Annotated in this window: 18 protein-coding genes and 2 riboswitches; of the genes, 7 read left to right on the forward strand and 11 right to left on the reverse strand. The window is 65.5% G+C overall.

Going from position 1 to position 21,601, the window contains the following annotated elements; translation table 11 throughout:
- Positions 1-29: 29 nt before the first annotated feature.
- Entirely contained in the window at positions 30-719 is a 690-nt protein-coding gene (locus DKK67_RS06560; protein ID WP_111495550.1) for a class I SAM-dependent methyltransferase, read from the forward strand.
- 66 nt (positions 720-785) lie between these two features.
- On the opposite strand, the gene atzF is transcribed toward DKK67_RS06560, so the two are convergent.
- The 4 genes from atzF to DKK67_RS06580 all read right to left on the reverse strand — a co-directional run bounded on the left by atzF (position 786) and on the right by DKK67_RS06580 (position 5,607).
- Complete coding sequence (atzF, locus tag DKK67_RS06565; RefSeq protein WP_111495552.1) at positions 786-2,579, reverse strand: allophanate hydrolase; 1,794 nt, start codon at positions 2,577-2,579, stop codon at positions 786-788.
- A 7-nt stretch (positions 2,580-2,586) separates the two neighbouring features.
- A complete protein-coding gene (locus DKK67_RS06570; RefSeq protein WP_111495554.1) occupies positions 2,587-3,390 on the reverse strand; it encodes an ABC transporter ATP-binding protein in 804 nt (267 codons plus the stop codon).
- Entirely contained in the window at positions 3,390-4,205 is an 816-nt protein-coding gene (locus tag DKK67_RS06575; RefSeq protein WP_111495556.1) for an ABC transporter permease, read from the reverse strand. Before DKK67_RS06575 ends, DKK67_RS06570 begins: the two co-directional genes overlap by 1 nt.
- Positions 4,206-4,254: 49 nt before the next feature.
- Positions 4,255-4,358: riboswitch (guanidine-I (ykkC/yxkD leader) on the reverse strand.
- A gap of 238 nt (positions 4,359-4,596) precedes the next feature.
- Entirely contained in the window at positions 4,597-5,607 is a 1,011-nt protein-coding gene (locus DKK67_RS06580; RefSeq protein WP_111495558.1) for an alpha/beta fold hydrolase, read from the reverse strand.
- 150 nt (positions 5,608-5,757) lie between these two features.
- On the opposite strand from DKK67_RS06580, the gene glnT reads away from it, so the two are divergent.
- The gene (gene glnT / locus DKK67_RS06585) at positions 5,758-7,116 is read left to right on the forward strand and encodes a type III glutamate--ammonia ligase (RefSeq protein WP_111495560.1); all 1,359 of its coding nucleotides are present in this window, start codon (positions 5,758-5,760) and stop codon (positions 7,114-7,116) included.
- Between the two features lie 118 nt (positions 7,117-7,234).
- Here the strand turns inward: glnT and DKK67_RS06590 are convergent, their stop codons facing one another.
- From DKK67_RS06590 to DKK67_RS06615, 6 genes are all read right to left on the reverse strand, one after another.
- On the reverse strand, positions 7,235-7,870 hold the full coding sequence (locus DKK67_RS06590) for a TetR family transcriptional regulator (RefSeq protein ID WP_111495562.1): 636 nt from the start codon (positions 7,868-7,870) through the stop codon (positions 7,235-7,237).
- Positions 7,871-7,950: 80 nt separating this feature from the next.
- Entirely contained in the window at positions 7,951-9,018 is a 1,068-nt protein-coding gene (locus DKK67_RS06595) for a putative urea ABC transporter substrate-binding protein (RefSeq protein ID WP_111495564.1), read from the reverse strand.
- Between the two features lie 53 nt (positions 9,019-9,071).
- Positions 9,072-12,698 carry an urea carboxylase gene (uca, locus tag DKK67_RS06600; protein WP_111495566.1) on the reverse strand — a complete coding sequence of 1,209 codons (3,627 nt, stop codon included), beginning with the start codon at positions 12,696-12,698 and terminating at the stop codon, positions 9,072-9,074.
- Positions 12,689-13,327 (reverse strand): urea amidolyase associated protein UAAP2, encoded by a 639-nt coding sequence (locus DKK67_RS06605; protein ID WP_111495568.1) that lies wholly within the window; start codon positions 13,325-13,327, stop codon positions 12,689-12,691. The genes uca and DKK67_RS06605 overlap by 10 nt, the downstream gene beginning before the upstream one ends.
- 13 nt (positions 13,328-13,340) lie before the next feature.
- Positions 13,341-14,066, reverse strand: coding sequence for an urea amidolyase associated protein UAAP1 (locus DKK67_RS06610; protein ID WP_111495570.1), 726 nt, complete (start codon positions 14,064-14,066; stop codon positions 13,341-13,343).
- A 59-nt stretch (positions 14,067-14,125) separates the two neighbouring features.
- A riboswitch (guanidine-I (ykkC/yxkD leader) is annotated at positions 14,126-14,228 on the reverse strand.
- 231 nt (positions 14,229-14,459) lie between these two features.
- A complete protein-coding gene (locus tag DKK67_RS06615; RefSeq protein ID WP_111495572.1) occupies positions 14,460-15,395 on the reverse strand; it encodes a LysR substrate-binding domain-containing protein in 936 nt (311 codons plus the stop codon).
- A gap of 101 nt (positions 15,396-15,496) precedes the next feature.
- On the opposite strand from DKK67_RS06615, the gene DKK67_RS06620 reads away from it, so the two are divergent.
- On the forward strand, positions 15,497-16,129 hold the full coding sequence (locus DKK67_RS06620) for a LysE family translocator (protein ID WP_111495574.1): 633 nt from the start codon (positions 15,497-15,499) through the stop codon (positions 16,127-16,129).
- A 9-nt stretch (positions 16,130-16,138) separates the two neighbouring features.
- Here DKK67_RS06620 and DKK67_RS06625 read toward each other — a convergent pair whose 3' ends face one another.
- Entirely contained in the window at positions 16,139-17,068 is a 930-nt protein-coding gene (locus tag DKK67_RS06625) for a LysR family transcriptional regulator (RefSeq protein WP_111495576.1), read from the reverse strand.
- A gap of 108 nt (positions 17,069-17,176) precedes the next feature.
- Here DKK67_RS06625 and DKK67_RS06630 point away from each other — a divergent pair, with 108 nt between their 5' ends.
- The 4 genes from DKK67_RS06630 to DKK67_RS06645 all read left to right on the forward strand — a co-directional run bounded on the left by DKK67_RS06630 (position 17,177) and on the right by DKK67_RS06645 (position 21,586).
- Complete coding sequence (locus DKK67_RS06630) at positions 17,177-17,440, forward strand: hypothetical protein (protein WP_111495578.1); 264 nt, start codon at positions 17,177-17,179, stop codon at positions 17,438-17,440.
- Between the two features lie 322 nt (positions 17,441-17,762).
- On the forward strand, positions 17,763-19,223 hold the full coding sequence (locus DKK67_RS06635) for an efflux transporter outer membrane subunit (RefSeq protein WP_204355743.1): 1,461 nt from the start codon (positions 17,763-17,765) through the stop codon (positions 19,221-19,223).
- Positions 19,213-21,387: an FUSC family protein gene (locus tag DKK67_RS06640; protein WP_111495580.1), complete on the forward strand. Its 2,175-nt coding sequence runs from the start codon at positions 19,213-19,215 to the stop codon at positions 21,385-21,387. The genes DKK67_RS06635 and DKK67_RS06640 overlap by 11 nt, the downstream gene beginning before the upstream one ends.
- Positions 21,374-21,586 (forward strand): DUF1656 domain-containing protein, encoded by a 213-nt coding sequence (locus DKK67_RS06645; RefSeq protein ID WP_228160526.1) that lies wholly within the window; start codon positions 21,374-21,376, stop codon positions 21,584-21,586. Before DKK67_RS06640 ends, DKK67_RS06645 begins: the two co-directional genes overlap by 14 nt.
- Positions 21,587-21,601 lie beyond the last annotated feature (15 nt).

Consider the following 21,601-nt stretch of genomic DNA (forward strand, 5'->3'; position numbering starts at 1 on the left):
TGATTCACGATCATGGAAGATAACCGTTTATGAAACTGTCCCAGATCGTCCCCTGGGGACGCTCGCTGTCTGAGTACCGGGCCATGTTTGGCCTGACGGAAACGGATCTCGACGCTGACATTCTCGGCTGCGGCGATGGCCCGGCGAGCTTCAATGCTGAGGTGAGCCAGCGAGGCGGCCGGGTAGTGTCCGTCGACCCGGTCTACCGATTCAGCGCCGACGACATCCGCTCGCGCATCGACGAGGTTTATCCCCACATCATGCAACAGATGCGAGAGAACCAGGCCAGCTACCTCTGGGAGGATATGGGCGACGTGGAGCGGCTCGGCGAAGTGCGCATGCGGTCCATGGCGTCGTTTCTCGACGATTATCCGCAAGGCCGGCCAGACGGGCGCTATGTGGAGGCCGCGTTGCCGCATCTGCCGTTCGGCGACAGCGCCTTTGATCTGGCGCTGTGCTCCCATTTCCTGTTTCTCTACAGCGAGCACGTTGATCTCGACGCCCATCTGGCGGGGATCCGGGAGCTGGGTCGGGTGGCTAGGGAAGTGCGGGTTTACCCGCTGCTTGGGCTCGACGGACGGTTGTCGCCGCACCTTGAACCGGTGATGCAGGCTCTGACCGAAGAGGGTTGGCAGGTCTCTCGCCAGCCTGTGGCCTACCAGTTCCAGCGAGGGGCGACGGAGATGCTGGTGGCGCGCTCATCTCGGGTTCGCCACTAGAGGGGCGAGGCATGGGCCAGAGACCTCGATGTCGTCACTGGCCCGTCGACGCTTCCTCAAGACGCCTCATCGAGACGCCAGAAACCCGCGCCAGCCGCCCAGGTGCGTGATGTCCTCTGCGCCCTCAAGACCGATCGGTTCGCAGATAAAGCCCGACACCCAGCGGCCGTCGGCCAGCTCCACTTTGCCAATCCCCAGCGGTGCCGGAATCCCGGCGACGAAGCTGCCGAAGCGGTCGGCCGGAACGCGCCAGATCTCCACCGGCAATCGGGTGCCATCGTTCTCGTCTCGGATCATGCCCGGTCGCAGGGGCGGCCCGCCGGCCAGCAGGTACATGCGATAGGCGGCTGCGGTTTCGGTGGTCTCCTGCAGTACGGCGTGGCGCTCGGTGAGCTGGTGGTTCAGCGGCAGGCCGGACAGGTGGGCGCCGCAGACCAGCACGTCGATGGTGCCGGCGGAGGCGTCAATGGCTGGGCTGTGCAGGGTGTCGCCCAGGGCGCCGACGGTGTGGGTGCCCCTGGGATGCAGGCGGCTGGCCAGGGCCAGCAGGGCCTCGTCCTGGAAGGCCGGAGCGAACAGGGTGCAGCCCAGCGGCAGCCCGCTCTCCAGGAAACCCGACGGCACGGCCACGGCGCTGTAATCCAGCAGGTTCATGAAGTTGGTGTAGGTGCCCAGGCGGCTGTTACGGGCGACCGGTTCCTCGTCCAGTTCAGCGATGGTGTAGATGGTGGGCGCCGTCGGTGTCAGCATGACGTCCACCTCGTCCCAGGCCCGGTCCGCCACGTGCTTCAGGGCCTGCAACCTGTAACGGGCGCTGAAGGCTTCGGCGGCGCTGCCGTTGGCGCCCTGGCTGATGATGCCGCGAGTGACGTCCAACAGGGCGTCCGGCCGCTCCTGAATCAGCGGGCTGGTGGCCAGGTAGCGTTCCGCCACCCAGGGGCCCTCGTAGAGCAGTTTGGCCGTGTCCAGGAAGGGCTCGAAATCCAGCGTCACGGCTTCGCCGCCCAAGGCTTCCAGGTCGCGGATGGCGTTGTTGAAGAGCTGGCGGGCGCCTTCGTTGCCATCGAAATCCAGTTGCTCGTCCTGCGGGACGCCGAAGCGGAAACGGGCCGGGATGGGTTGCCGGCCAATGGGTGCCGGACGCTGCCAGGGATCCTCGGCGTCGGGTGCGGACGCCACGGTGAGGACCGCCTGTGCCTGCTCCGCCGAGCGGGCAAAGATGGACACGCAATCCAGGCTCTGGCAGGCCGGCACCACGCCCCGCACGCTGAGCCGGCCCAGCGTGGGCTTGAGGCCGATCAGGTTGTTGAAGGCGGCGGGCACGCGGCCGGAACCGGCGGTGTCCGTGCCCAGGGCGAAACTCACCAGCCCCAGGGCCGTGGCCACCGCGGAGCCGGAGGACGAGCCGCCGGAGACGTATTCCGGATCGATGCTGTTGCGGCACGCACCCCAGGGTTCCGGGGAGCGGGTGCCCACCAGCCCCGTGGCGAACTGGTCGAGGTTGGTCTTGCCCAGGGGAATCGCACCGGCGGCGACCAGCGCCTCCACCACGGCGGCGTGTCGCTCGGGCCGGTAGCGGAAGGCTTCGCAGCCGGCCGTCGTGTCCATGCCCGCCACATCGATGTTGTCTTTGACGGCGAAGGGGATGCCGTACAGGGGCAGCTCATCCGGGCTGCTCCGCTGCAGACGCGTCAGGTAGGGCATCAGTTCGTCCTCGCCGGCCAGGTGGATCCAGGCGTTGTGGGCGCTGAACTGGGACGCTCGCTCCAACAGGTGGGAGACGACCGCGGCCGGCGTCAGGTCACCGCTGCGGTAGGCCTGCAGCAGCGCAGGGATGTCGAGAGGGATGCTGGTCTTCACAATGGCCTCATGCGGACAGGGCCCGGGCCGTTTCCGACACGGACGATTCGATGGATTCATAGACCTGCCGGTCGTTCTGGCCGATAGGCAGGTCGTAGGTGATGGTGGCGCCGTAGGCTTCCGGCTGCTGGGGATCGTTGCGGATCTTGTCGAACACCAGCAGGCGGGTGCCCAGGTGGAAACCCTCGTAGAGATCGTGGGTCACCATGAAAATGGTGGTGCCGGTCTCGCGCCAGAGCTTGAGGATCAGCGCGTGCATGTCGCCGCGGATGCCCGGGTCCAGGGCGCCGAAGGGTTCGTCCAGCAGCAGGATGCGGGGCTTCATGATGAACGACTGGGCGATGGCGAGCCGCTGCTGCATGCCGCCGGACAGCTCGTGGGGCCACTTGTCGGCGGCGTGGCTGAGCCCGACAGCGTCGAGCATGGCATCGACCTCGTGCAGGGCCTGCCGCCTGGCGGCGCCGAACAGTTTGCCGAGGAACGGGCGCTGCTCCAGCTCCAGCCCCATCAGCACGTTCTGGCGCACGGTCAGGTGCGGGAACACTGAGTAGCGCTGGAACACGATGCCCCGGTTACGGTCCGGCTCCGCCGGGAACGGTTGGCCGTTCAGGCTCAGCTCGCCCCGGGTCGGATGTTCCTGACCCAGCAGCATCTTGAGGAAGGTGGACTTGCCGCAGCCGGAGGCGCCGACCAGGGTGCAGAACTCGCCTTCGCCGATGGACAGGGTCAGGTTCTCCAGCACGACCTGGTGGCCGTATTCCTTCCAGAGCTTGTTGACGGTGATGAAGGCGTTGTCGGTGGTTTGGCTCATCAGTGGCCTCCGGCGTTGTACCAGGGGAACAGCCGGCGATTGGCGAACCGCAGGCACTGGTCGATGACAATGGCGAGAATCGTGATCCAGATGACGTAGGGCAGAATCACGTCCATGGCGAGGTAGCGGCGCACCAGGAAGATGCGATAGCCCAGCCCCTCGGTGGAGGCGATGGCCTCGGCGGCGATCAGGAACAGCCAGGCCGGTCCCAGGCTCAGGCGCACCGCGTCGATCAGGCGCGGCAGGACCTGGGGCAGCGCCATGCGGGTGACCACCTGCCAGGAATTGGCGCCCAGGGTCTGGATCTTGATCAGCTGCTCCACGGGCAGCTCGCGCACCCGCTGGGCCACATCCCGCATCATGATGGGAGCGGTGCCGATCACGATCAGCATCACCTTCGACAGTTCGCCCAGCCCGAACACGATGAACAGGATGGGCAGGATCGCCAGCGGCGGGATCATCGACAGGGCGGACACCAATGGCGCCAGGCCCGCCCGGGCCATGGGCAGGATGCCGTTCAGCAGGCCCACCACCAGCGCCAGTGACGCCGCGACGCCCACGCCGATGGCCAGCCGGGACAGGCTGGCGGTGGTGTCCTGCCACATCAGGTAGTCGCCGCTGCGGCGGTCTTCCTGGAACGCCATGCGATTGACCGCCCCGGTCATCTGTTCCAGGCCCGGCAGGAGCTTGTCGTTGGGGTTCTCGGCCAGTCTGGCCTGGGAGGCCATGCCGTAGATCAGGACGACCAGGAGGAAGGGGATCAGACCCAGCAGCAGCGCCGGGGCGCGTCCGGGATAACGGTTGATCAGGCGCATTCAAGGTCTCCTCTGTTAAGCAACACGGCGTTGGAATCGCAGCGATTCGATCTCCCGGGCTTTTGTCCCGCCGTGTAACCTCGCAGAGGTCGGTGACTCTCGGACCAGTCGTCCGGAGCTGTCGCCCGGACCGGAACCCTAGTCACCCATTTTTCAGCACTGTTTTGCGCATCCCTGACATGCGGTGTTGCTGTGACCGGATCAAGGTGTCGTCTGCCTGGGGAGGAGCAAGGCTTATGCCAGCCCCGACCAAGTTCGGCGTGGCTGCGAAAGAAAGCGTCATTCATGGGGTTGCCCTCAGCGTCGTCGCGCTTGTGATGGATCGGATGGCGGATATTGTGCGCCGTGGCAGGGCGTGCCTTTTCGCGATGCCCTGAATTGGTTCACGGGATCAGGGAGACAGAATGGCCCTCACGGCGTCGAACACGACCCTCATGACGGCAGGATTCCGGCCGGGGCCACCGGCGATATGCCCCCAGTCCGAATCCAGCACCTGTACGTGCGCGCCCGGCATCAGGGCCGCCTCCCGCCGCGCGTCGTCCTCTGTGAAGTAGAGATCGCTGCGGCAGGGCAGGATGCGGGTGGGCATGGTGATGCGGGCCAGGGCGTCTTCGAACGCGTCCGCCGCGGCGCTGATATCGGCGTGTTGCCAGACGTTGAGCACGGCCAACAGGTCGTGGGCGTCCTGGTCGAGGTGATCCTGCTCCCAGAACGCGAGCAGGGCGTCGATGTCGTCGAATCCCAACGCCCGGTAGTCACCGTTGCGAAAGAACGCTTGAGAGTACGCCCAGCCCGCATAGACCCGGGCGAAGGCCTTCAGGCCATCGACTGGCTGCGCGGCGCAACCGTCGTTCAGGCGGGGATCAGCCTGAAGCGCGCTCTTGAGGCCATCCAGAAACAGCCCGTTGTGCGGGCTGCACCGGGCGGTACAACAGCTGGCGACCACGCCACGAACCCGCTCGGGATAGAGGCTGGCCCACTGCAGCGCCTGCATCCCGCCCATGGACCAGCCCGCAACCAGCGCCAGGGTGGCGCCGTCGAACACCTCGTCCACCAGTCGCTTCTGCAGCTGGATATTGTCCGCCAGTCGCAGAGTGGGGAAGTTCGATCCGGCCTGCGGCGCTGGGGTGTTGGATGGGGAAGACGACTCGCCGGCGCCCAGCATCGCGGGAATCACGATGCAGTACCGATCCGGGTCGAGGGGGCTGCCGGGGTCGACCCAGGGGTGGTTGCCCGCCGCCGCACCACCGTAGTACGTGGGCAGCAGGATCAGGTTGTCTTTTGGTGCGTTGAGCGAGCCCATCTGGTGGTAAATCAGTCGAGCCTGACGCAGAGAACCGCCGGCGGAAAGCGGGAAGTCTGGTACGGTGAGCTCGCGTTTTATCCATTGCTTATCAGTCATTTGGGTAGCTCCTTGCCATCCGTTCCGGGCGGCTTGGCTGTCGTTATATATACATGCTGGCATGTATGTTGAATGGAAAGTTCGTGCCAATTTAAATCAGCGTCAACGATCACGGCGCTACCTGGTTCTCCCTGTCACAGGACATTCACCATGTCAGATCAACCATCCAGCGAAGCTTTGAAACGGCAACTTGAGGAAGCGGGGGTGAAGTACGCCATCGCCAGCTATGTGGACATTCACGGCATCAGCAAGGGCAAGTTCGTGCCCATCGCCCATCTGGGCCAGATGATGGAGGGCTCGGAGTTGTACACCGGCGCGGCCCTGGACGGTGTGCCCCAGGACATTTCCGACGACGAAGTGGCGGCGATGCCCGACGCCGACGGCATGGCCATCTGCCCCTGGAACCGACAACTGGCCTGGTTTCCGGGCAACCTCTACCTCAACGGCCAGCCGTTCGAGGCCTGCTCCCGAAACATCTTCCGGCGCCAGCTCGATGCGGCGGCGGACATGGGGTACCGCTTCAACCTGGGCATCGAGACCGAGTTCTTCCTGTTCCGCGAGACCGAAGACGGCGGGTTCGCCCCGATCAGCGACCGGGATACTGACGGCAAGCCCTGCTACGACCCGCGCTCGATGATGGACAACCTGGCCATTGTCGACGAGATCGTTGAGGCGATGAACGAACTGGGCTGGGACGTGTATTCGTTCGACCATGAAGACGCCAACGGCCAGTTCGAGACCGACTTCAAATACGCCGACGGCCTGACCATGGCGGACCGCTTCGTTTTCTTCCGCATGATGGCCAACGAGATTGCCCGAAAGCACGGCGCCTTTGCCAGCTTCATGCCCAAGCCGTTCGCCGACCGCACCGGCAGCGGCGCCCACTACAACATGTCGCTGGCGGACCTGAAGACCGGTGAGAACCTGTTCGAACCGCAGGGGGATGACCTTCACGATTGCGGCATCAGCCGGATCGCCTATCACTTCATCGCCGGGGTGCTGAAGCACGCGGGCGCCATCAGTGCCGTGATCGCGCCCACGGTGAACAGTTACAAGCGCCTGGTGCGTCAGGGCAGCATGTCCGGCTCCACCTGGGCACCGGTGTTCCAGTGCTACGGCTCCAACAACCGCACCAACATGATCCGGATTCCCGGCGCCGGCGGGCGCATCGAATGCCGCGCGGCGGACATTGCCTGTAACCCATACCTGGGCGGCGCCCTGATGCTGGCGGCGGGGCTGGAAGGCATTCGTGAGGGGCTGGATGCGGGCGAGCCGCACCACGAGAACATGTACAACTACGGCGACGCCGAGATCGCCGCCCGGGGCATCGAGTACCTGCCGCGGAACCTCGGCGAGGCGGTGGAGGCCTTCGAAGCCGACCCGCTGTCACGGCAGGTCTTCGGCGAGGCGATGTTCGACAGCTTCGTGGCGTTCAAGAAAGGGGAGTGGGAAAGCTACCAGAACCACGTGTCGTCCTGGGAGGTGGACCGCTACCTGAAGATGTTCTGACCAGCCGTAGAACCGTCTCGCGCCCTGGCTGAACGGGTCAGGGCGCGGGCCGGGCAGCCGCCTTAAAGGAGCGGACCGGTCCTCTGGCATGGCCGCTCCCGTGATTCGCCCTTGCGATTCACCCCGCCTTATCACCCCCTCCCGCTTGCGATCCCAGCAGTCGCCAGAACTGTTGCCGGAAGAACGCCGTTTCCTGCTTGAGGGAAAACAGCTTCGGCGCGAACAACCAGGTCTGGGTAATGCCCATCAGGTAGGTGTAGCTGACCAGGCCCAGCTTGTCGGCCGGCCCTGGATTGTCGATCAGCCCCGCCGTCCGGGCCGTGTCTATCAGCGCACCGAAAAGGGCCACGATGGACTGGGTGAGCGCTCGTTCGCGCTTCAGGGTGCGCGACATGGCATCGGTCAGTTCGGTCTTGTTGAGCAGGATCTCGAAGGATTGCCGGTAGCGCCGGTCGTTGGCGAGCAGGGACAGCCAGCGGTCGATGAAATGGTCCATTGCCTGGATGGGTTGATCCGCCATGGCATGGCACTCGGCTACCAGGGCTTCCAGCGGCTCCTGGGAATAGGCCAGCACTGCCTCGTAAAGATCGTCCTTGGTTTCGAAGTGCCAGTAGATGGGGCCGCGGCTGCAGCCGGCTTCCCGCGCGATGCGGCTAAGGGTGGTCAGGGAATAGCCATCGCGGCTGAACAGGGTCAGGGCGGCTTCAATAACGTTGCGGCGGGTTTTCTCGGCGTCTTCCTTGGTGCGGCGCATGCGTGGTTCGGGTCTCTGGCAGAACGAAAAAGAGGGCACGACTATCGTGCCCTCAGCGATGGTTTGCGGCAAGGCCGGGATCAGATCTCGCCGTCGGCCGCCATTTCCATGTAGTCGTCGTTGAAGCGCAGCTTCACGTTGTCCTCGCTGCCCATAACGCTGCCGTCGGGGAATTCGATGCCGACGAAGTCCGGGCTCATGGCACCCTGGCCCAGCAGTCCCTTGTCGAAGGAGAACTGGCGAACGCTGTCCATGGCTTCGTGGGCCTGGTCACCGTTGATGAAGTCGACCGACATCTGCGGTTCCCAGAACATTTTCATGCCGGCCAGTTGGGCTTCGTAGCCTTCCCGGTCGGTGCCGGAAATCTCGCCCAGCATGGCGCGTGCTTCCCGGCCTTCCTCTGTGTCGGCCTTGAGAATGCTCATGGTCTCGTACCACGCGCCCACCAGCGCCTTGCCCAGGGCCGGGTTGTCCTCGAGGGTCTGGCTGTCGACGATGGTCAGATCCTTGATATGGCCCGGGATCTGGCTGGAGTTGAACAGCTCCGTGGCGCCCGGGTAGTTGGCGACCTCGGTCAGCAACGGGTTCCAGGTGGCCACGTGACGGACCTCGTCGGTCTGGAAGGCGGACACCAGGTCGGCGTCGGAAATGTTCACCACGTTGATGTCGCGCTCTTCCAGGCCCACGGAGTCCAGCGCCCGCACCAGCAGGTAGTGGGACACGGACAGTTCCACCAGGTGCACGGTTTCGCCTTCCAGGTCTTCGATGGATGTGGCGTCCTTGGACACCAGGCCGTCGTTGCCGTTGGAGTAGTCGCCCACGATCAGCGCGGTGGTGTCCTTGCCGGACGCCGCCGGGATGGACAGCGCGTCCATGCTGGTGGCCACCACACCGTCGAACTGGCCGGCGGTGTACTGGTTGATGGACTCGATGTAGTCGTTGACCTGGACGATATCCACGTCGATGTCGTACTTGTCGGCCCACTTTTTCATGATGCCGCTGTCCTCGGCATACTGCCAGGGCACCCAGCCGGCGTAGATGGTCCAGGCGATGCTGAAGGAGTCCCGCTCCTGGGCCAGGGCGCCCAGGGACAGGGTCGCGGTCAGAAGACCCGCGCCCAGCCGTTGCGTCAGTTGTCGTGCTTTCATGGATGCTCTCCTCGGGTCGAGCCCGTTATTTGACGTTTTGGGTTGTTGGCCACTCATTGTTGTTCTTCCACAATCACCACCGGCGTGCCCGGCGCTACCGCCTGGCCCGCCTCGCGGCGAACGTCCACCACCCGCCCGCTGACCGGGCTGAGCAGTTCGATCTCCATCTTCATGGATTCCACCACCGCCACCGGGCGCTGGGCCTCGATCGCATCGCCCGGCTGCACCAGGCATTCCCAGAGGTTGCCGGCGACGTGGCTTTCCACGGCGTGCTGTCCGCTGGGCAGATCGGCGAGGTCGTCGTCGCTGGCATCCTCCAGGGGCGCCTCGGCGCTGAAGTTGATCTGGCCGGATTCGATCCAGCGTTGCAGTTCTTCGTCGAAGGCCTGCTGGCGCTTGGCGGTAAACGACCGGATCGCGTCATCGTGGTCCGCCAGGAACGCTTCGTAGTCCTTCAGGTTGAAGCGGGTGTGCTCCACCTGGATGGGGTAGTCGCCGTTGGGGAAGTCGCGCCGAATCCGCTGCAGTTCTTCCGCGCTGACTTCGTAGAAGCGCACCTGGTCGAAGAAGCGCAGCAGCCACGGCTTGCCCGGCTCGAACAGGTCCGTCGTGCGGTAGCGGTTCCACATCTGCAGCGTGCGGCCGACAAACTGATAGCCGCCGGGTCCTTCCATGCCGTAGACGCACAGGTAGGCGCCGCCGATGCCGACGGAGTTTTCCGCGGTCCAGGTTCGGGCCGGGTTGTACTTGGTGGTGACCAGACGGTGGCGTGGGTCCATGGGGGTGGCCACCGGTGCGCCCAGATAGACGTCGCCCAGGCCCATGACCAGGTAGCTGGCGTCGAAGACGGTTCTCTTGACCGCGTCGATGCTGTCCAGGCCGTTGATGCGGCGAATGAATTCCAGGTTACTGGGGCACCAGGGGGCGTCCTTGCGCACCGACTGCATGTACTTGGCAATGGCCTGGTGGCAGGCTTCATCGTCCCAGGACAGGGGCAGGTGCACGATGCGCGCCGGCACGTCCCATTCCGGCTGTTGCTCCAGCTCCTTTTCAGCACCGGTCAACAGAGTTATCAGATCCGGCTGGCTGAGCCTGCGGCTGTCGTAGTGCACCTGCAGCGAGCGGATGCCCGGGGTCAGCTCCAGGATCGCGGGGTGCGCCTGTTCCCGTAACCAAAGCATCAGGGCGTGGGCGCGGAAGCGCAGGCGGATGTCCAGTTCCATCGGACCGTATTCCACCAGCACGTAGTTGTCGCCGGCGGCCCGGTAGACCACGCCGGTTTCGTGCGCATCGGTGTCCAGCGACGCGAGGATCGGCGTCTCCGGGCGGATGGGGGTGATGCGCGTGGTGGCCGCCGTCAGCGTCGCCACCGATTCGTCCAGCGCTTCGCGCAGGGCCACGGCCTGGCCCTGGCTGACCGGGACGAACCGCACCTTGTCACCGGCCTTGAGCTGGCCCAGTTTCCACAGGTCGGCGCTGATCACCGTTACCGGGCACACGAAACCGCCCAGGCTGGGGCCGTCCGGGCCGAGGATCACCGGCATGTCGCCGGTAAAGTCGACGGTGCCCACGGCGTAGGCGTTGTCGTGGATGTTGGACGGGTGCATGCCCGCTTCGCCGCCATCGCTGCGCGCCCACTCCGGTTTGGGGCCGATCAGGCGCACGCCGGTCCGGCTGGAGTTGTAGTGGATCTCCCACTCGCTGGCGAAAAAGGTGTCGATGTCGGCCTGGGTGAAATAGTCCGGAGCGCCGTGGGGGCCATAGGTGACGTGCAGTTGCCAGGTCTTGCCGATGGCCGGTTTCAGGCCCCGCTCCAGTGACGCGGCAGCGACCGGTTCCGCGTCGGTCAGTGGCAGCACGTCGCCCGCCCGCAGGGCGCGACCGCAGTGGCCGCCGAACTGTCCCAGCGTGAAGGTGCTGCGGGATTCCAGGTAGGCCGGGCAATCCAGTCCGCCGCGGAACAGGAGGTAGGCCCGGGCGCCATCGCCCGTTACGTTGCCGAGTTTAAGGGTGGCGCCGGCCGCCACATCCAGCACCTGCCAGAAGGCGACCGGAACGTCGTCCAGCGTAGCGTCCAGTTCACTCCCGGCGAGCACGATCTGGGTGGCCCGGTTGAAACGCAGGGTCGGGCCGCGCAGGGTGATTTCCAGACCGGCGTCCGACGCCTCGTTCCCCAGCAGGCGATTGCCCAGGCGGAAGGAATAGCTGTCGAAGGGGCCGGAGGGCGGCACGCCCACTTCCCAGTAGCCGATGCGGCCCGGGTAGTCCTGAATGGTGGTCAGGGTGCCGCCGCTGAGCACGTCCACCGTGGCCGGCCGGTAGTCGAATTCGTTCAGGCTGCGCGTCGTCAGCCGGCCTTCGACAAAACGGTCGTCCGCCAGAACCTGTTGCACGTAGTCGCGGTTGGTCTGGATGCCATAGAGCTGACTGTGATCCAGGGCGTCCAACAGCGCGTTACGGGACGCTTCCCGGTCGTCGCCGTGGACGATGACTTTGGCCAGCATGGGATCGTAGAGCGGGGATACCTCGGTGCCCGGCTGGATCCAGGTGTCGATCCGCAGCCGGTCGTCTTCCGGCCAGACCACGTTGGTGAGCAGGCCGGCCGAAGGCTGGAAGTCCTTATTGGGGTCTTCGGCGTACAGTCGCACCTGGATGGCGTGGCCCCTTGGTTGGAGGTTCGCGGCCCGCTCGCCCAGGTTCGACAGGGTGCCGGCGCCCAGTTCCACCATCCAGCGGACGATGTCGACGCCGTAGACCGCTTCGGTCACGCCGTGTTCCACCTGCAGGCGGGTGTTCACTTCCAGGAAGTAGAACTCGGTGGAGTCCGGGTCGTAGATGAACTCCACCGTGCCGGCGCTGCGATAGGCGATGCGCTCACCCAGGGCGCGGGCGGTATCGTGCATGCGCTGGCGCACACTGCCGCTGAGCCCGGGGGCCGGGGCTTCCTCGATCACCTTCTGGTTGCGCCGCTGGGCGGAGCAGTCGCGCTCGCCCAGGACCACCACGGTGCCGGCGCCGTCACCGAACAGCTGCACTTCGACGTGGCGCGCGTGCTCGACGAATTTTTCCAGGAACACGCCGGCGTTGCTGAAGTTGTTCTGGCTCAGCCGCTGCACCGACTCGAAGGTGCGGCTCAGGTCATCCGCGGTGTAGCAGCGGGACATGCCGATGCCGCCACCGCCGGCGGTGCTCTTGAGCATTACCGGGTAGCCGATCCGACCGGCTTCCGTCAGCGCGTCGTCCAGGCTGTTGAGCAGGCCGGTCCCGGGCAGCAGGGGCACGCCGGCCTGCTCGGCGAGGGCGCGAGCGGTGTGCTTGAGGCCGAAGTCCTCCATCTGCTGTGGCGTCGGGCCCAGGAAGACAATGCCCTGGGCATCGCAGCGGCGGGCGAAGTCGGCGTTCTCACTGAGGAAGCCGTAGCCGGGATGCACCGCCTGGGCGCCGCTCTCGGCGAGGATGGCGAAGAGTTTGTCCTGGTTCAGGTAGGTGTCGGCCGCGCCGCCTTCCCCCAGGGGCCAGGCTTCATCGGCCTGGCGCACGTGCAGGGAGTCCGCGTCCGCCTCGGCGTAGACCGCCACCGAGATGATGCCCATGGCGCGCAGGGTGCGGATCACCCGGCAGGCAATGGCGCCACGGTTGGCGATCAGGACCTTCTGTATGCCGGTGTCTCTCAGCTCCATACCAGCACCTCGATCGGCGTCGGGTTCCAGCCGTTGCACGGGTTGTTGAGTTGTGGGCAGTTGGAGATCATCACCAGCACGTCCATTCTGGCTTCCATCTCGACGTACTTGCCGGCGTCGGAAATGCCGTCGGCGAAGGTCAGTCCGCCGTCGGCGGTGACCGGGACGTTCATGAAGAAGTTGATGTTGTGGGTGATGTCCCGCTTGGTCATGCCCAGCTCTTCATGCTCGGTGACCGCGACCAGCCAGCTGTCGCGGCAGGCGTGCATGCACTTCTTCTCTAGGGCATACCGGGTGGTATTGCTCTCCGCCGCGCAGGCGCCGCCGAGGGTGTCGTGGCGGCCGCAGGTATCGGCGGTGATTTCCAGCATCACGTTGTTCTCCGAGGACATCAGTCTGGAGCCGGCGGTCAGGTACACATTGCCCTGGGCGCGCAGGGTGTCCGTCACGCTGTAGCGCTCGGTGGGGTTGTGGGCGTTGTAGAACAGGGTGTCGGCGGCCTGGTTGCCCTCCAGATCGAGGATGCGGAGGGTCTCGCCGGCCTGAACCACCTTCAGGAAGTATTCCCCCGCCGGGACGGTTTCGCGGAAGCTCGCGGTTTCCGGATTGAGTGCGCTTTCTTTGATCATCTCCGGCCTCCTCTTACGGCATCAGGTGGTACAGGGCGGTGTTGGCGAAGGCGCGGGTGGCCTCCGGCGACGAGGTCTTGCAGGGATCGGCATCGGTGACCGGTGACGCCCTGAAGAGCTGGTAACGCAGGGGATGGCTGGGGTAGTCCGCCGCACTGTCCAGCGGGTGCGGGCAGGTGTGCAGCACCACGATGGTGTCCATCTCGAAGCGCAGGTCGACCGTGGCGCCGGCGTGGGAGTGATCGCTCACGTAGGTCATGTTGCCGGCGTCGTCGGTCTTCACCCGGCTGAACCAGTTCAGGTTGGCGGTCAGGTCCTTCTTGCCCAGGCCGTATTTGGCCAGTTCGTTGAGGAAGCTGGAAAGACCGTTGCGGTGATACTGGTTGTGGGCTTGCTGATAGGTCTTGCGGCCCCAGCGGTGCGCCACGAGCTCGGCGTTGCAGGTGCCGCTGACGGTGTCGTGCCAGCCCAGGTCGTCGCGGATGATGGACGCGAACACCCGGCCCATGTCCGACAGCAGGACGTGCCCCCTGGTCAGCTTGAAGGTGTGCTGGTTCTTGAGGGTGTCTGGCATGTTGTACCGCTCGAGAGGGTTCTCGGGGTTGTACATCAGCATGCCGACATTGGCGTGGCCGGTCTCGTCGATCAGACGCAGCACGTGACCGCGGCGCATGATGAAGGACCAGTGGGATCCGCCGGGAATCAGATCGTCGTAGAGGGGGGATGCCGTTTCGAGCATGGCCTTTTCCTCCTGGCTAGGGGGTCAAAAAAACACGAGAGGCGTCAGTAACTGAACGATCCTCCCGGGCTTTTGTCCCGCCGTGTAGCCTTGGAAAAGGCCGTCAACTCTCGGACCAGTCACCCGTATCGAATACGGGCCGGAACCCTAGTTGACCATTTGTCAGATTGTTGCGCGTTGATAGTGGTTATGGAAACCAGTGGTTACAGAAACCGACCTCTCGCTGCGTGACGGGAACAAAACAAGTTCCGTGCCACTTCCGTCAAGTGCCGGTTCCAGGGGCCTTGGCTGGTCGGACCGATGCATCGTGGGTCTGGAGAGGGGAGTGCTGTGCACGCTGTTGGTGCATGCTGGCGTGCCATGGTGCAGCGTGATCGGGCCTCTGTCGATCCGTTAACCGTCGGTCTCCAGTCCAGCCGAATGAGGCCTTGTCGACGCCGGCTCGAAATGCGCCATATGGGCCGCTTCACTCCTGAGCCAGTCGGCAAACCGCTGGGTGCGTTGATCGCTCTGACCCTCGGGCGGCGTCAGCATCACGTAATCCACACCCGTCGGACGCATGCCGAACGGCGCCGTGAGCCGGCCCGCCTGGAGGTCGTCGTACACCAGCGGCAGCGGGCCGATGGCGGTGCCGAGTTGGTCCAGGGCCGCCTGCAGGGTGAAATAGAAGTGGTCGAAGCTTTGCTCGCTGGCGGGCAGGTAGGGGTGGTCGGCCATACGGCACCAGTCGCTCCAGGCGGACGGCCGTGTACGGCTGTGCAGCCAGCGGGCGCGGTTGAGGTCCTGTCCGAGCATGCCCCCCCAGCATTCGGGGTGGCACACCGGGCCGGCCAGCTCCGGGCACAGGACGTCGATGACGGCTTCCTGCGGTGGGGTGAAGTCGAGCCGGCGAATAGCCAGGTCGCAGCCGTTGGCGTTCAGGTCGATCGGGCCGCCGGCGGTGCTCAGCTCCACCTGAAGTTCCGGGTGCCGCTGCCGCAGCCGGCCCAGGCGCGGCATCAGCCAGCGCATCGACAGGGTGGGCTCACAGGACACGTGCAGCACCGGATCCGCGCTGTCACCACGCCCGATCTCATCGGCGGCACGATCCAGTTCAGCGAAGGCGTTGCGGGTCGCCTCCAGCAGCCGGTACCCGGCCGGCGTCAGGCTGACCCGGCGGGGGTGGCGCACGAACAGCGGCGTCCCCAGACGCTCCTCCAGCTGCGCGATGGCCCGGCTGATGGCGCCGTGGGTCAGGTGCAGCTCCTCCGCTGCGCGGGTGAAGTTGTTCAGGCGCGCGGCGGCCTCGAAGGCGGGGAGGCCGGGCAGCAGTCGGCGTCGATGGCTCATCGGTGAGTCTGCCTCACAGCTCCGGTCAGAAAGTTTCGATTCTGCGACATTCCGGCATCCCCCACAATGCCCTTTTTCAATGCCATGGAAAGGAGCCTGACATGCCATCTGTATCGGTTGAGCTGGTCGCCGTCGCCACCATCACGCTGCTGGCGGTGATGAGCCCGGGCCCGGATTTCGCGTTCGTGGTTCGTCAGTGTCTGATGCGAGGTCCGCGCGCCGGCTATCTGGGCGCGGTGGGAATCGGTCTCGGTATCGCGCTGCACGTGAGCTACACCTTGCTGGGCTTCGGCCTGCTGATGGCCCAGCACGCCTGGCTGATCGAAGTGATCCGCTACCTGGGCGCGGCCTACCTGATCTGGTTGGGGCTTGGGGCCTTCTTGCCGTCACGCGGGCAGGGTGATCCCGTCGAGACTGTGGAGGATTCGCAGCGTCGTTCAGGCGACGCCTGGTTGCTTTGGCAAGGCGTCTTGTGCAATGCGCTGAACCCCAAAGCGATGCTGTTCATCGTGGCGCTGTTCAGTCAGGTGGTGTCGTCGAGCACGGCGCTGTCCGTGCAGGTGGGCTACGGCCTGTTCATCGCGCTGGCGCACGTCGCCTGGTTCGCACTGCTCACGCGGCTGGTGGCGACCCGGGGCATGCAGCGGCGTTTGCAGTCGTTCGGGCGCGTGCTCGACAAGGTGGTTGGCGCCTGCCTGGTCGGTCTGGGCATCCGCATGGCCACGAGTGGCTGATGAGCCGGGTCAGGCGTTGACGCTTTCGGTGCCCGCCGGTGCTGGTTCGGTCACCTCGGGTTGCCAGATCCGCTCCACCAGCCGCACTACAGCGCTTACCGCTTCCCGGTCCAGCCGGTCGCGCCGGACCAGCAGGTTGAGATTGATGGTCAGCAGCGGGTCGTCGTAGACCTTCACGCTGCCCCGGCCCGCCCAGTGGCTGGCCAGTTCGTGCTCCACCAGCCCGTAGCCCAGCCCGGCGCGGATCATCGACAGCGTGCTGTGTTCGTCGATGGACGACGACACCGTGTTGGCCTGCTCGCGGCCGCCCTCCAGGATGTCCGGCAGCATGTTGGCCAGTGGGCAGGTGTTGGCCGGCCAGATCCAGGGCAGGGCGCGTCGCTCGGCCGAATCGGTGGGAAAACGCGCCAGACCACCGTCCACCGGACCCACCACACTCACCCGAATCGGCGCCAGACGCAGGCTCAGGATCTGCTCGTCGAAGATGTCTCCGTACACGAATCCCATGTCCACCTCTCCGGCGCGTACCTGGTCGAGGATCATGTAGGAGGAACTGGTGATCAGCTCCAGGGCCACCTCGGGCAGGTCGCGGGCGGCAGTGCGCAAGAGCTGGTCCACCTTGAGGTATTCCGGCGGTGCGTTGAGGGCAAACGACAGTGGCGTGGGTTGATCGCAGCGCAGGGCGCGGGCGATGTCGTCCAGTTCGACCACTTGCCGCAGGACCTGACGCGCGGCCGGTAGCAGGCGGCGTCCGGCATCGGTAAGCGCCATACCCCGGGTGTTGCGCTGGAACAGGGGCAGCCCGAAATGATCCTCCAGCTGGCGCAGATGTTCGCTGACCGCCGACGGGGTGGTGTGGCGCCGGTTGGCGGCACGGGTCAGGTTGCCTTCGTCCGCCACCAGCACGAACGAGCGTAGCTTATCGAGTTTTATGTTCATATTTTACGAACGCCGACTTTCATAAACACCGATGGATTGGACCGCTTTACCGCAGTTTAATGGCATTTACCGGCCGGCCTCAATTCGTTTTTTATGGAGGAAGATGTCATGCAGACAGTTGCATCCAGCAAACGCGAAACCGTGTTTATCCCGCCCTTCGAGGTTGTCGCCGAGCGGTCGTCGCCGGTGCGTCAGCGGACGCGCAGGGCCCGTGCCGGCGCAATCCTGCGGGAATGGCTCCGGCGCTACCGGGCCCGGGCTCGCCTGCGCCGTCAGCTGCGGGAAATGGACGCGGGCCTGGCCGAGAAAGACGTGGGGCTGCCCATCGGCAGCCTGGTTGAAGAGGCCCGGAGGCCGTTCTGGAAAGCCTGAACGTGCCGTGTAGCGGAGCTGACAGGCGACATGTTGGGCCGGGTTCAGTCGCCGATTGGTTAAGCAGTGAGCGTCTGAACCCGGCTGTTCGTTGCGGTCCCGTATAATGGCGTTGTGGCGATGGCTTCCTGAATGGTTGCGACCCGAATTGTTACGAATAGCGCAACAGTCTCTTGCCGCTTGGCGCCTTCTGCTGATCCCTCGCGACCTGTATTTTTGATCCTCCAAATCGTTACTTGCCTCTTTTTTCTGCTGATCCGGGAAGTTTCCAAGCGTGTTAGACCTGTCGATACGCCGCGGGCTGGGTGTCTGTGGTGTTTTTGTGATATTTGCAACAATTGCCGGGTGCATCAGCTCCCGTGGGCTCGGGCCGGCCGCCGATCCGGACGCGGCCGAGGATCTGTCGCTGGGCGAGGCCACCCGCGCGGCGCGACAGGACGCAGCCTGGCCGGACAGCGACTGGTGGCAGGTCCTGCACGACCCGCAGCTTAACCGCTGGATCGACACGGCGCTGGCGCGCAGCCCGTCGCTGGCCGAGGCGCGGGCACGGATCCGGCAATCCATGGCCTACGCCGGGCTGACCGAATCGGAGGAAGCACCGCAGCTGAATCTGGACGGTCAGCTGCGTCGTCACCAATGGCCCACGGACAACTTCTACGGGCCCGGCGAACTGGCTGACAGCCGCACCTGGGACAATAACCTGGCACTGGGCGCGTCCTACCTGCTGGATTTCTGGGGTCGCGAGCACAATCGCACCGAAGCCGCCCTCAACCGGGCCCAGGCCAGCGTGGCCGAGGCCCGGTCGGTGCAGCTGAGCCTGGTGGACCAGTTGGTTCGTGCCTACATCCGGTTTTCCCTTTATTACGCCCAGCGCGACGTCAAACGCTCCCTGCTCAAGCAACAGCGCCACATCCTCGAACTGGTGGAAAAGCGTCTCGATGGCGGGCTGGGCACCGAGCTGGAAGTGACCCAGGCGCGGGCGCCCATACCGGCCATGCGCCAGGAGCTGGAAGACCTGGACGAGAAAATCCAGCTCAGCCGCAACGAGCTTGCGGTCCTGGCCGGACGCTCGCCGGCCGCCGGCTCGGCGTTGCACCGGCCGGCCCTGTCGCTGACCGAGGCGCCGGTCATCCCCGAGTCCATCCCGCTGGCCCTGGTCGGTCATCGCCCGGATGTGGTTGCCAGCCGCTGGCGCGTGGCCGCCTACGCCCGGGACATCGACGCCGCGCGGGCGGACTTCTATCCCAACGTGAATCTGGCGGCGTCCGTAGGCTTCTCGGCGGTGCAGGGCGGGATGCTGGATTTTCTCGATTCCGACAAGTTCACCTACAGCGCCGGCCCGGTGCTGTCCCTGCCAGTGTTCGACGGCGGCGCCCGGCGCAGCGCCCTGGCGGGCAAGAGTGCGGAGTACGACGTGGCCGTGGCCGGCTATCGCCAGACGTTGCTCAACGCGCTGCGTGGGATCTCCGACCAGTTGGTGCGGCTGCATTCCCTCGACAAACAGCAGGCCATGGCCGCCGAGGCGGTGGCAGTGGCGCAGGAAAGCTACGACCTGACGCTGGAAGCCTATGAAGGCGGCCTGAGCGATTACCTGGATGTGCTTAACACCGAACAGAACCTGTACAAACAGAAGCTGGTCGTGGAGCGCCTGGTGGCCTCGCGGCTGGCGGCCCATGCGGAATTGCAGGTGGCTCTCGGTGGCGGTCTGATGAGCGAGGCTGCGGGCCCCGAGGCGGGCCGTCTGCAGCCAGCGGATGAGGCGGCGGCGAACGATGGCCGCTGAGCGCATGGCGTTGCCAGCCGCATCCGACTGGCGCCAGGCCTGGCGATCATGGCGTCGCAGCGACGGCCTGAGCTGGCTGTTCGTGTTCAAGACGCTGCTGGCGGCCTTTATCACTCTCTGGCTGGCGATGTTGCTGCAGTTGCAACAGCCCAGCACGGCCCTGATCACGGTGTTCATCGTGATGCAGCCGCAGAGCGGGCAGGTGATGGCCAAGAGTCTGGCGCGGGCGGTGGGCTCGCTGATGGGCCTGGGCGTGATGATCGTGCTGGTGGCGTTGTTCGCGCAGCAGCGCTGGCTGTTCCTGGCTGCCATGTCCCTGTGGATCGGCGCCTGTATCGCCGGCGCGGCGCGTTACCGGGACATGCGCTTCTACGCCTGCGTCCTGGCCGGCTACACCGCCGCACTGATCGGCCTGCCGGCGTCGGCGCATCCGGATACCGCGATCGCCGATGCCATCTGGCGGGTGCTTGAGATCTTTCTGGCACTGTTCGTGTCCAGCGTGGTCAGCATCCTGGTGTTCCCCCAGACCAGCCACGCCGCCATGCGCAGCGCCGTGGCCAGTCGGTTCGGCCGGTTCGCCGGCTTCGTGCTGGCGCACCTGGACGGACGCGATCCCGATGCGCTGAGCAAGGTCAACGCCGACTTTGCGACCGAGGCGGTGGGGCTGGAAGCGAGCCGTTCGGCGTCCGCCATCGAAGATCCCCACACACGTCTGCGCAGCCGGCGATTGCAGCACCTGAACCACGCATTCCTGGGACTGTTGACCCGCTTCAACGCGCTACACCGCCAGTTGCGGCGCTTGCGCGAGGAATCCCTGGAGCCGGTAATCGAGTCGCTGTCGCCCTGCCTGGAACTCGTTGCGGGCCTGTTGCAGCCCTGGCCCGACAGCCTGATGAGCCCGCAGGAAGCCGGCCAGTTTGCCGACGCCCTGGAGCAGGCGCGGGCGCCGCTGATGCAGCGCATCCGGCAAAGCCGCCGGGCGTTGCTGGCGGGTGGGGCTTCCGAGTCCGAGTTGCTTGAATTCAATACGGCCGCCGAACTGCTGTACCGATTCGCCGAAACCCTGCACGCCTACGCCCGGGCCCACCAGGCACTGGGCAGCCGGAACCACGCGCGCGAGCAGGTGCGGGGCGGGTTTGCCTCCCGGGTCAATCTTTACGCGTCGCTGGTGGCCGGTGGTCGGGCGGCGATCACCATCTTCCTGGGCGGGGCAATCTGGTTCGCGCTGGACTGGCGCGCCGGCGTGCTGATGATCGCCAACGCGGCGGCCATATGCGCGCTGTCCTCGGGGATGCCCCATCCCACCCGGCTGGCGATCCAGATGGCCATCGGCACCTTCATTGGCGGGGTGTTCGGGGTCATTGAAAGCGTCTACGTGTTCCCGTTGATCGATGGCCTGCCGCTACTGTTGATGGCGTTGCTGCCGGTCTACCTGCTGGGGCTTTACCTGAGCCTGAAACCCGCCTACGCGTTTGTCGGCCTGGGGCTGCTGATCATGTTCACCATGGGCAGCGTGCCCACCAACCCGACCCAGTACGCGCCGGTCACGGTGATCAGCAACTACCTCGGGCTGTTCATGGGCGGTGTTCTGGCCGCGGTGACCACCAGCGTGATCCTGCCGCCGGCCAGCGCCTGGATGTGGTGGGTGCTGGAAAAAGATCTGCGCGGCGTTCTGGGCCTGGCGGCGACGGGTGGGCTGGATGGCCTCAACGGCCGTTTCGAAAGCCGGACCCGGGACATCCTGGCCCAGGCCTATGGTCTGGCGGCCCGGCGTCCGGACGTGCAGGCCGCCCTGGTGCAGTGGAGCCTGATCGTGCAGGAAGTGGGGCACGCCATGATCAACTGGCGCCAGGAACTCGCCGCGCAGCCCGTTGCTGATGACCTGGCCGTCGAGCTGGCCGGGCTGGAGCGCCGGCTGGTGACGCTGTTCGCGACGCCGTCGCCGGGGGCGTTGAATCGCGCCAGGGAGCAGGTCGAGCGGGTGATCTGGGACCTGCACGGTCGCCTCGAGGCGCAGTCCCATTTCCAGCATTCGGCCGAGCGCCGGGTGCTCAGCTACCTGCATTTCGTTCGCACCACGTTGCTCGATCGCCATTCCATCCTGCGGCGTCAGATCGGCGTACAGACCGGAAACGCGGAAGGAGACCTCCATGCTCAATCTTGAGTGGGCCCGTGAAACCCCGATGGAGGGGCTGCTGCTGCCCACGCTGATGCTGGTTTTTGTGGGCGCGCTGGCCCTGGCCTGGGGGCTGGACGTCGGTCTGCGCCGGCTCGGGGCCTACGAGGTCATCTGGCATCCGGCGCTGTTCCGGGTGTCGCTGTTCCTGGCCCTGTTCTGCGCCATGGCGCTGCTCATCTACTGATGGCGCGGCCATTCA

It is taken from the genome of Marinobacter bohaiensis (assembly GCF_003258515.1).
GTDB classification, from domain to species: domain Bacteria; phylum Pseudomonadota; class Gammaproteobacteria; order Pseudomonadales; family Oleiphilaceae; genus Marinobacter_A; species Marinobacter_A bohaiensis.

Excerpts from the sequence above, each read along its gene's own strand:
- DKK67_RS06605 (WP_111495568.1), bottom strand. The coding sequence starts at position 13,327 with ATGATCAAAGAAAGCGCACTCAATCCGGAAACCGCGAGCTTCCGCGAA.
- DKK67_RS06645 (WP_228160526.1), top strand. The coding sequence starts at position 21,374 with ATGCTCAATCTTGAGTGGGCCCGTGAAACCCCGATGGAGGGGCTGCTG.
- DKK67_RS06615 (WP_111495572.1), bottom strand. The coding sequence starts at position 15,395 with ATGAGCCATCGACGCCGACTGCTGCCCGGCCTCCCCGCCTTCGAGGCC.
- glnT (WP_111495560.1), top strand. The coding sequence starts at position 5,758 with ATGTCAGATCAACCATCCAGCGAAGCTTTGAAACGGCAACTTGAGGAA.
- DKK67_RS06595 (WP_111495564.1), bottom strand. The coding sequence starts at position 9,018 with ATGAAAGCACGACAACTGACGCAACGGCTGGGCGCGGGTCTTCTGACC.
- DKK67_RS06640 (WP_111495580.1), top strand. The coding sequence starts at position 19,213 with ATGGCCGCTGAGCGCATGGCGTTGCCAGCCGCATCCGACTGGCGCCAG.
- DKK67_RS06630 (WP_111495578.1), top strand. The coding sequence starts at position 17,177 with ATGCAGACAGTTGCATCCAGCAAACGCGAAACCGTGTTTATCCCGCCC.
- DKK67_RS06560 (WP_111495550.1), top strand. The coding sequence starts at position 30 with ATGAAACTGTCCCAGATCGTCCCCTGGGGACGCTCGCTGTCTGAGTAC.
- DKK67_RS06575 (WP_111495556.1), bottom strand. The coding sequence starts at position 4,205 with ATGCGCCTGATCAACCGTTATCCCGGACGCGCCCCGGCGCTGCTGCTG.
- DKK67_RS06570 (WP_111495554.1), bottom strand. The coding sequence starts at position 3,390 with ATGAGCCAAACCACCGACAACGCCTTCATCACCGTCAACAAGCTCTGG.
- DKK67_RS06620 (WP_111495574.1), top strand. The coding sequence starts at position 15,497 with ATGCCATCTGTATCGGTTGAGCTGGTCGCCGTCGCCACCATCACGCTG.
- DKK67_RS06625 (WP_111495576.1), bottom strand. The coding sequence starts at position 17,068 with ATGAACATAAAACTCGATAAGCTACGCTCGTTCGTGCTGGTGGCGGAC.
- DKK67_RS06590 (WP_111495562.1), bottom strand. The coding sequence starts at position 7,870 with ATGCGCCGCACCAAGGAAGACGCCGAGAAAACCCGCCGCAACGTTATT.
- uca (WP_111495566.1), bottom strand. The coding sequence starts at position 12,698 with ATGGAGCTGAGAGACACCGGCATACAGAAGGTCCTGATCGCCAACCGT.
- DKK67_RS06580 (WP_111495558.1), bottom strand. The coding sequence starts at position 5,607 with ATGACTGATAAGCAATGGATAAAACGCGAGCTCACCGTACCAGACTTC.
- DKK67_RS06610 (WP_111495570.1), bottom strand. The coding sequence starts at position 14,066 with ATGCTCGAAACGGCATCCCCCCTCTACGACGATCTGATTCCCGGCGGA.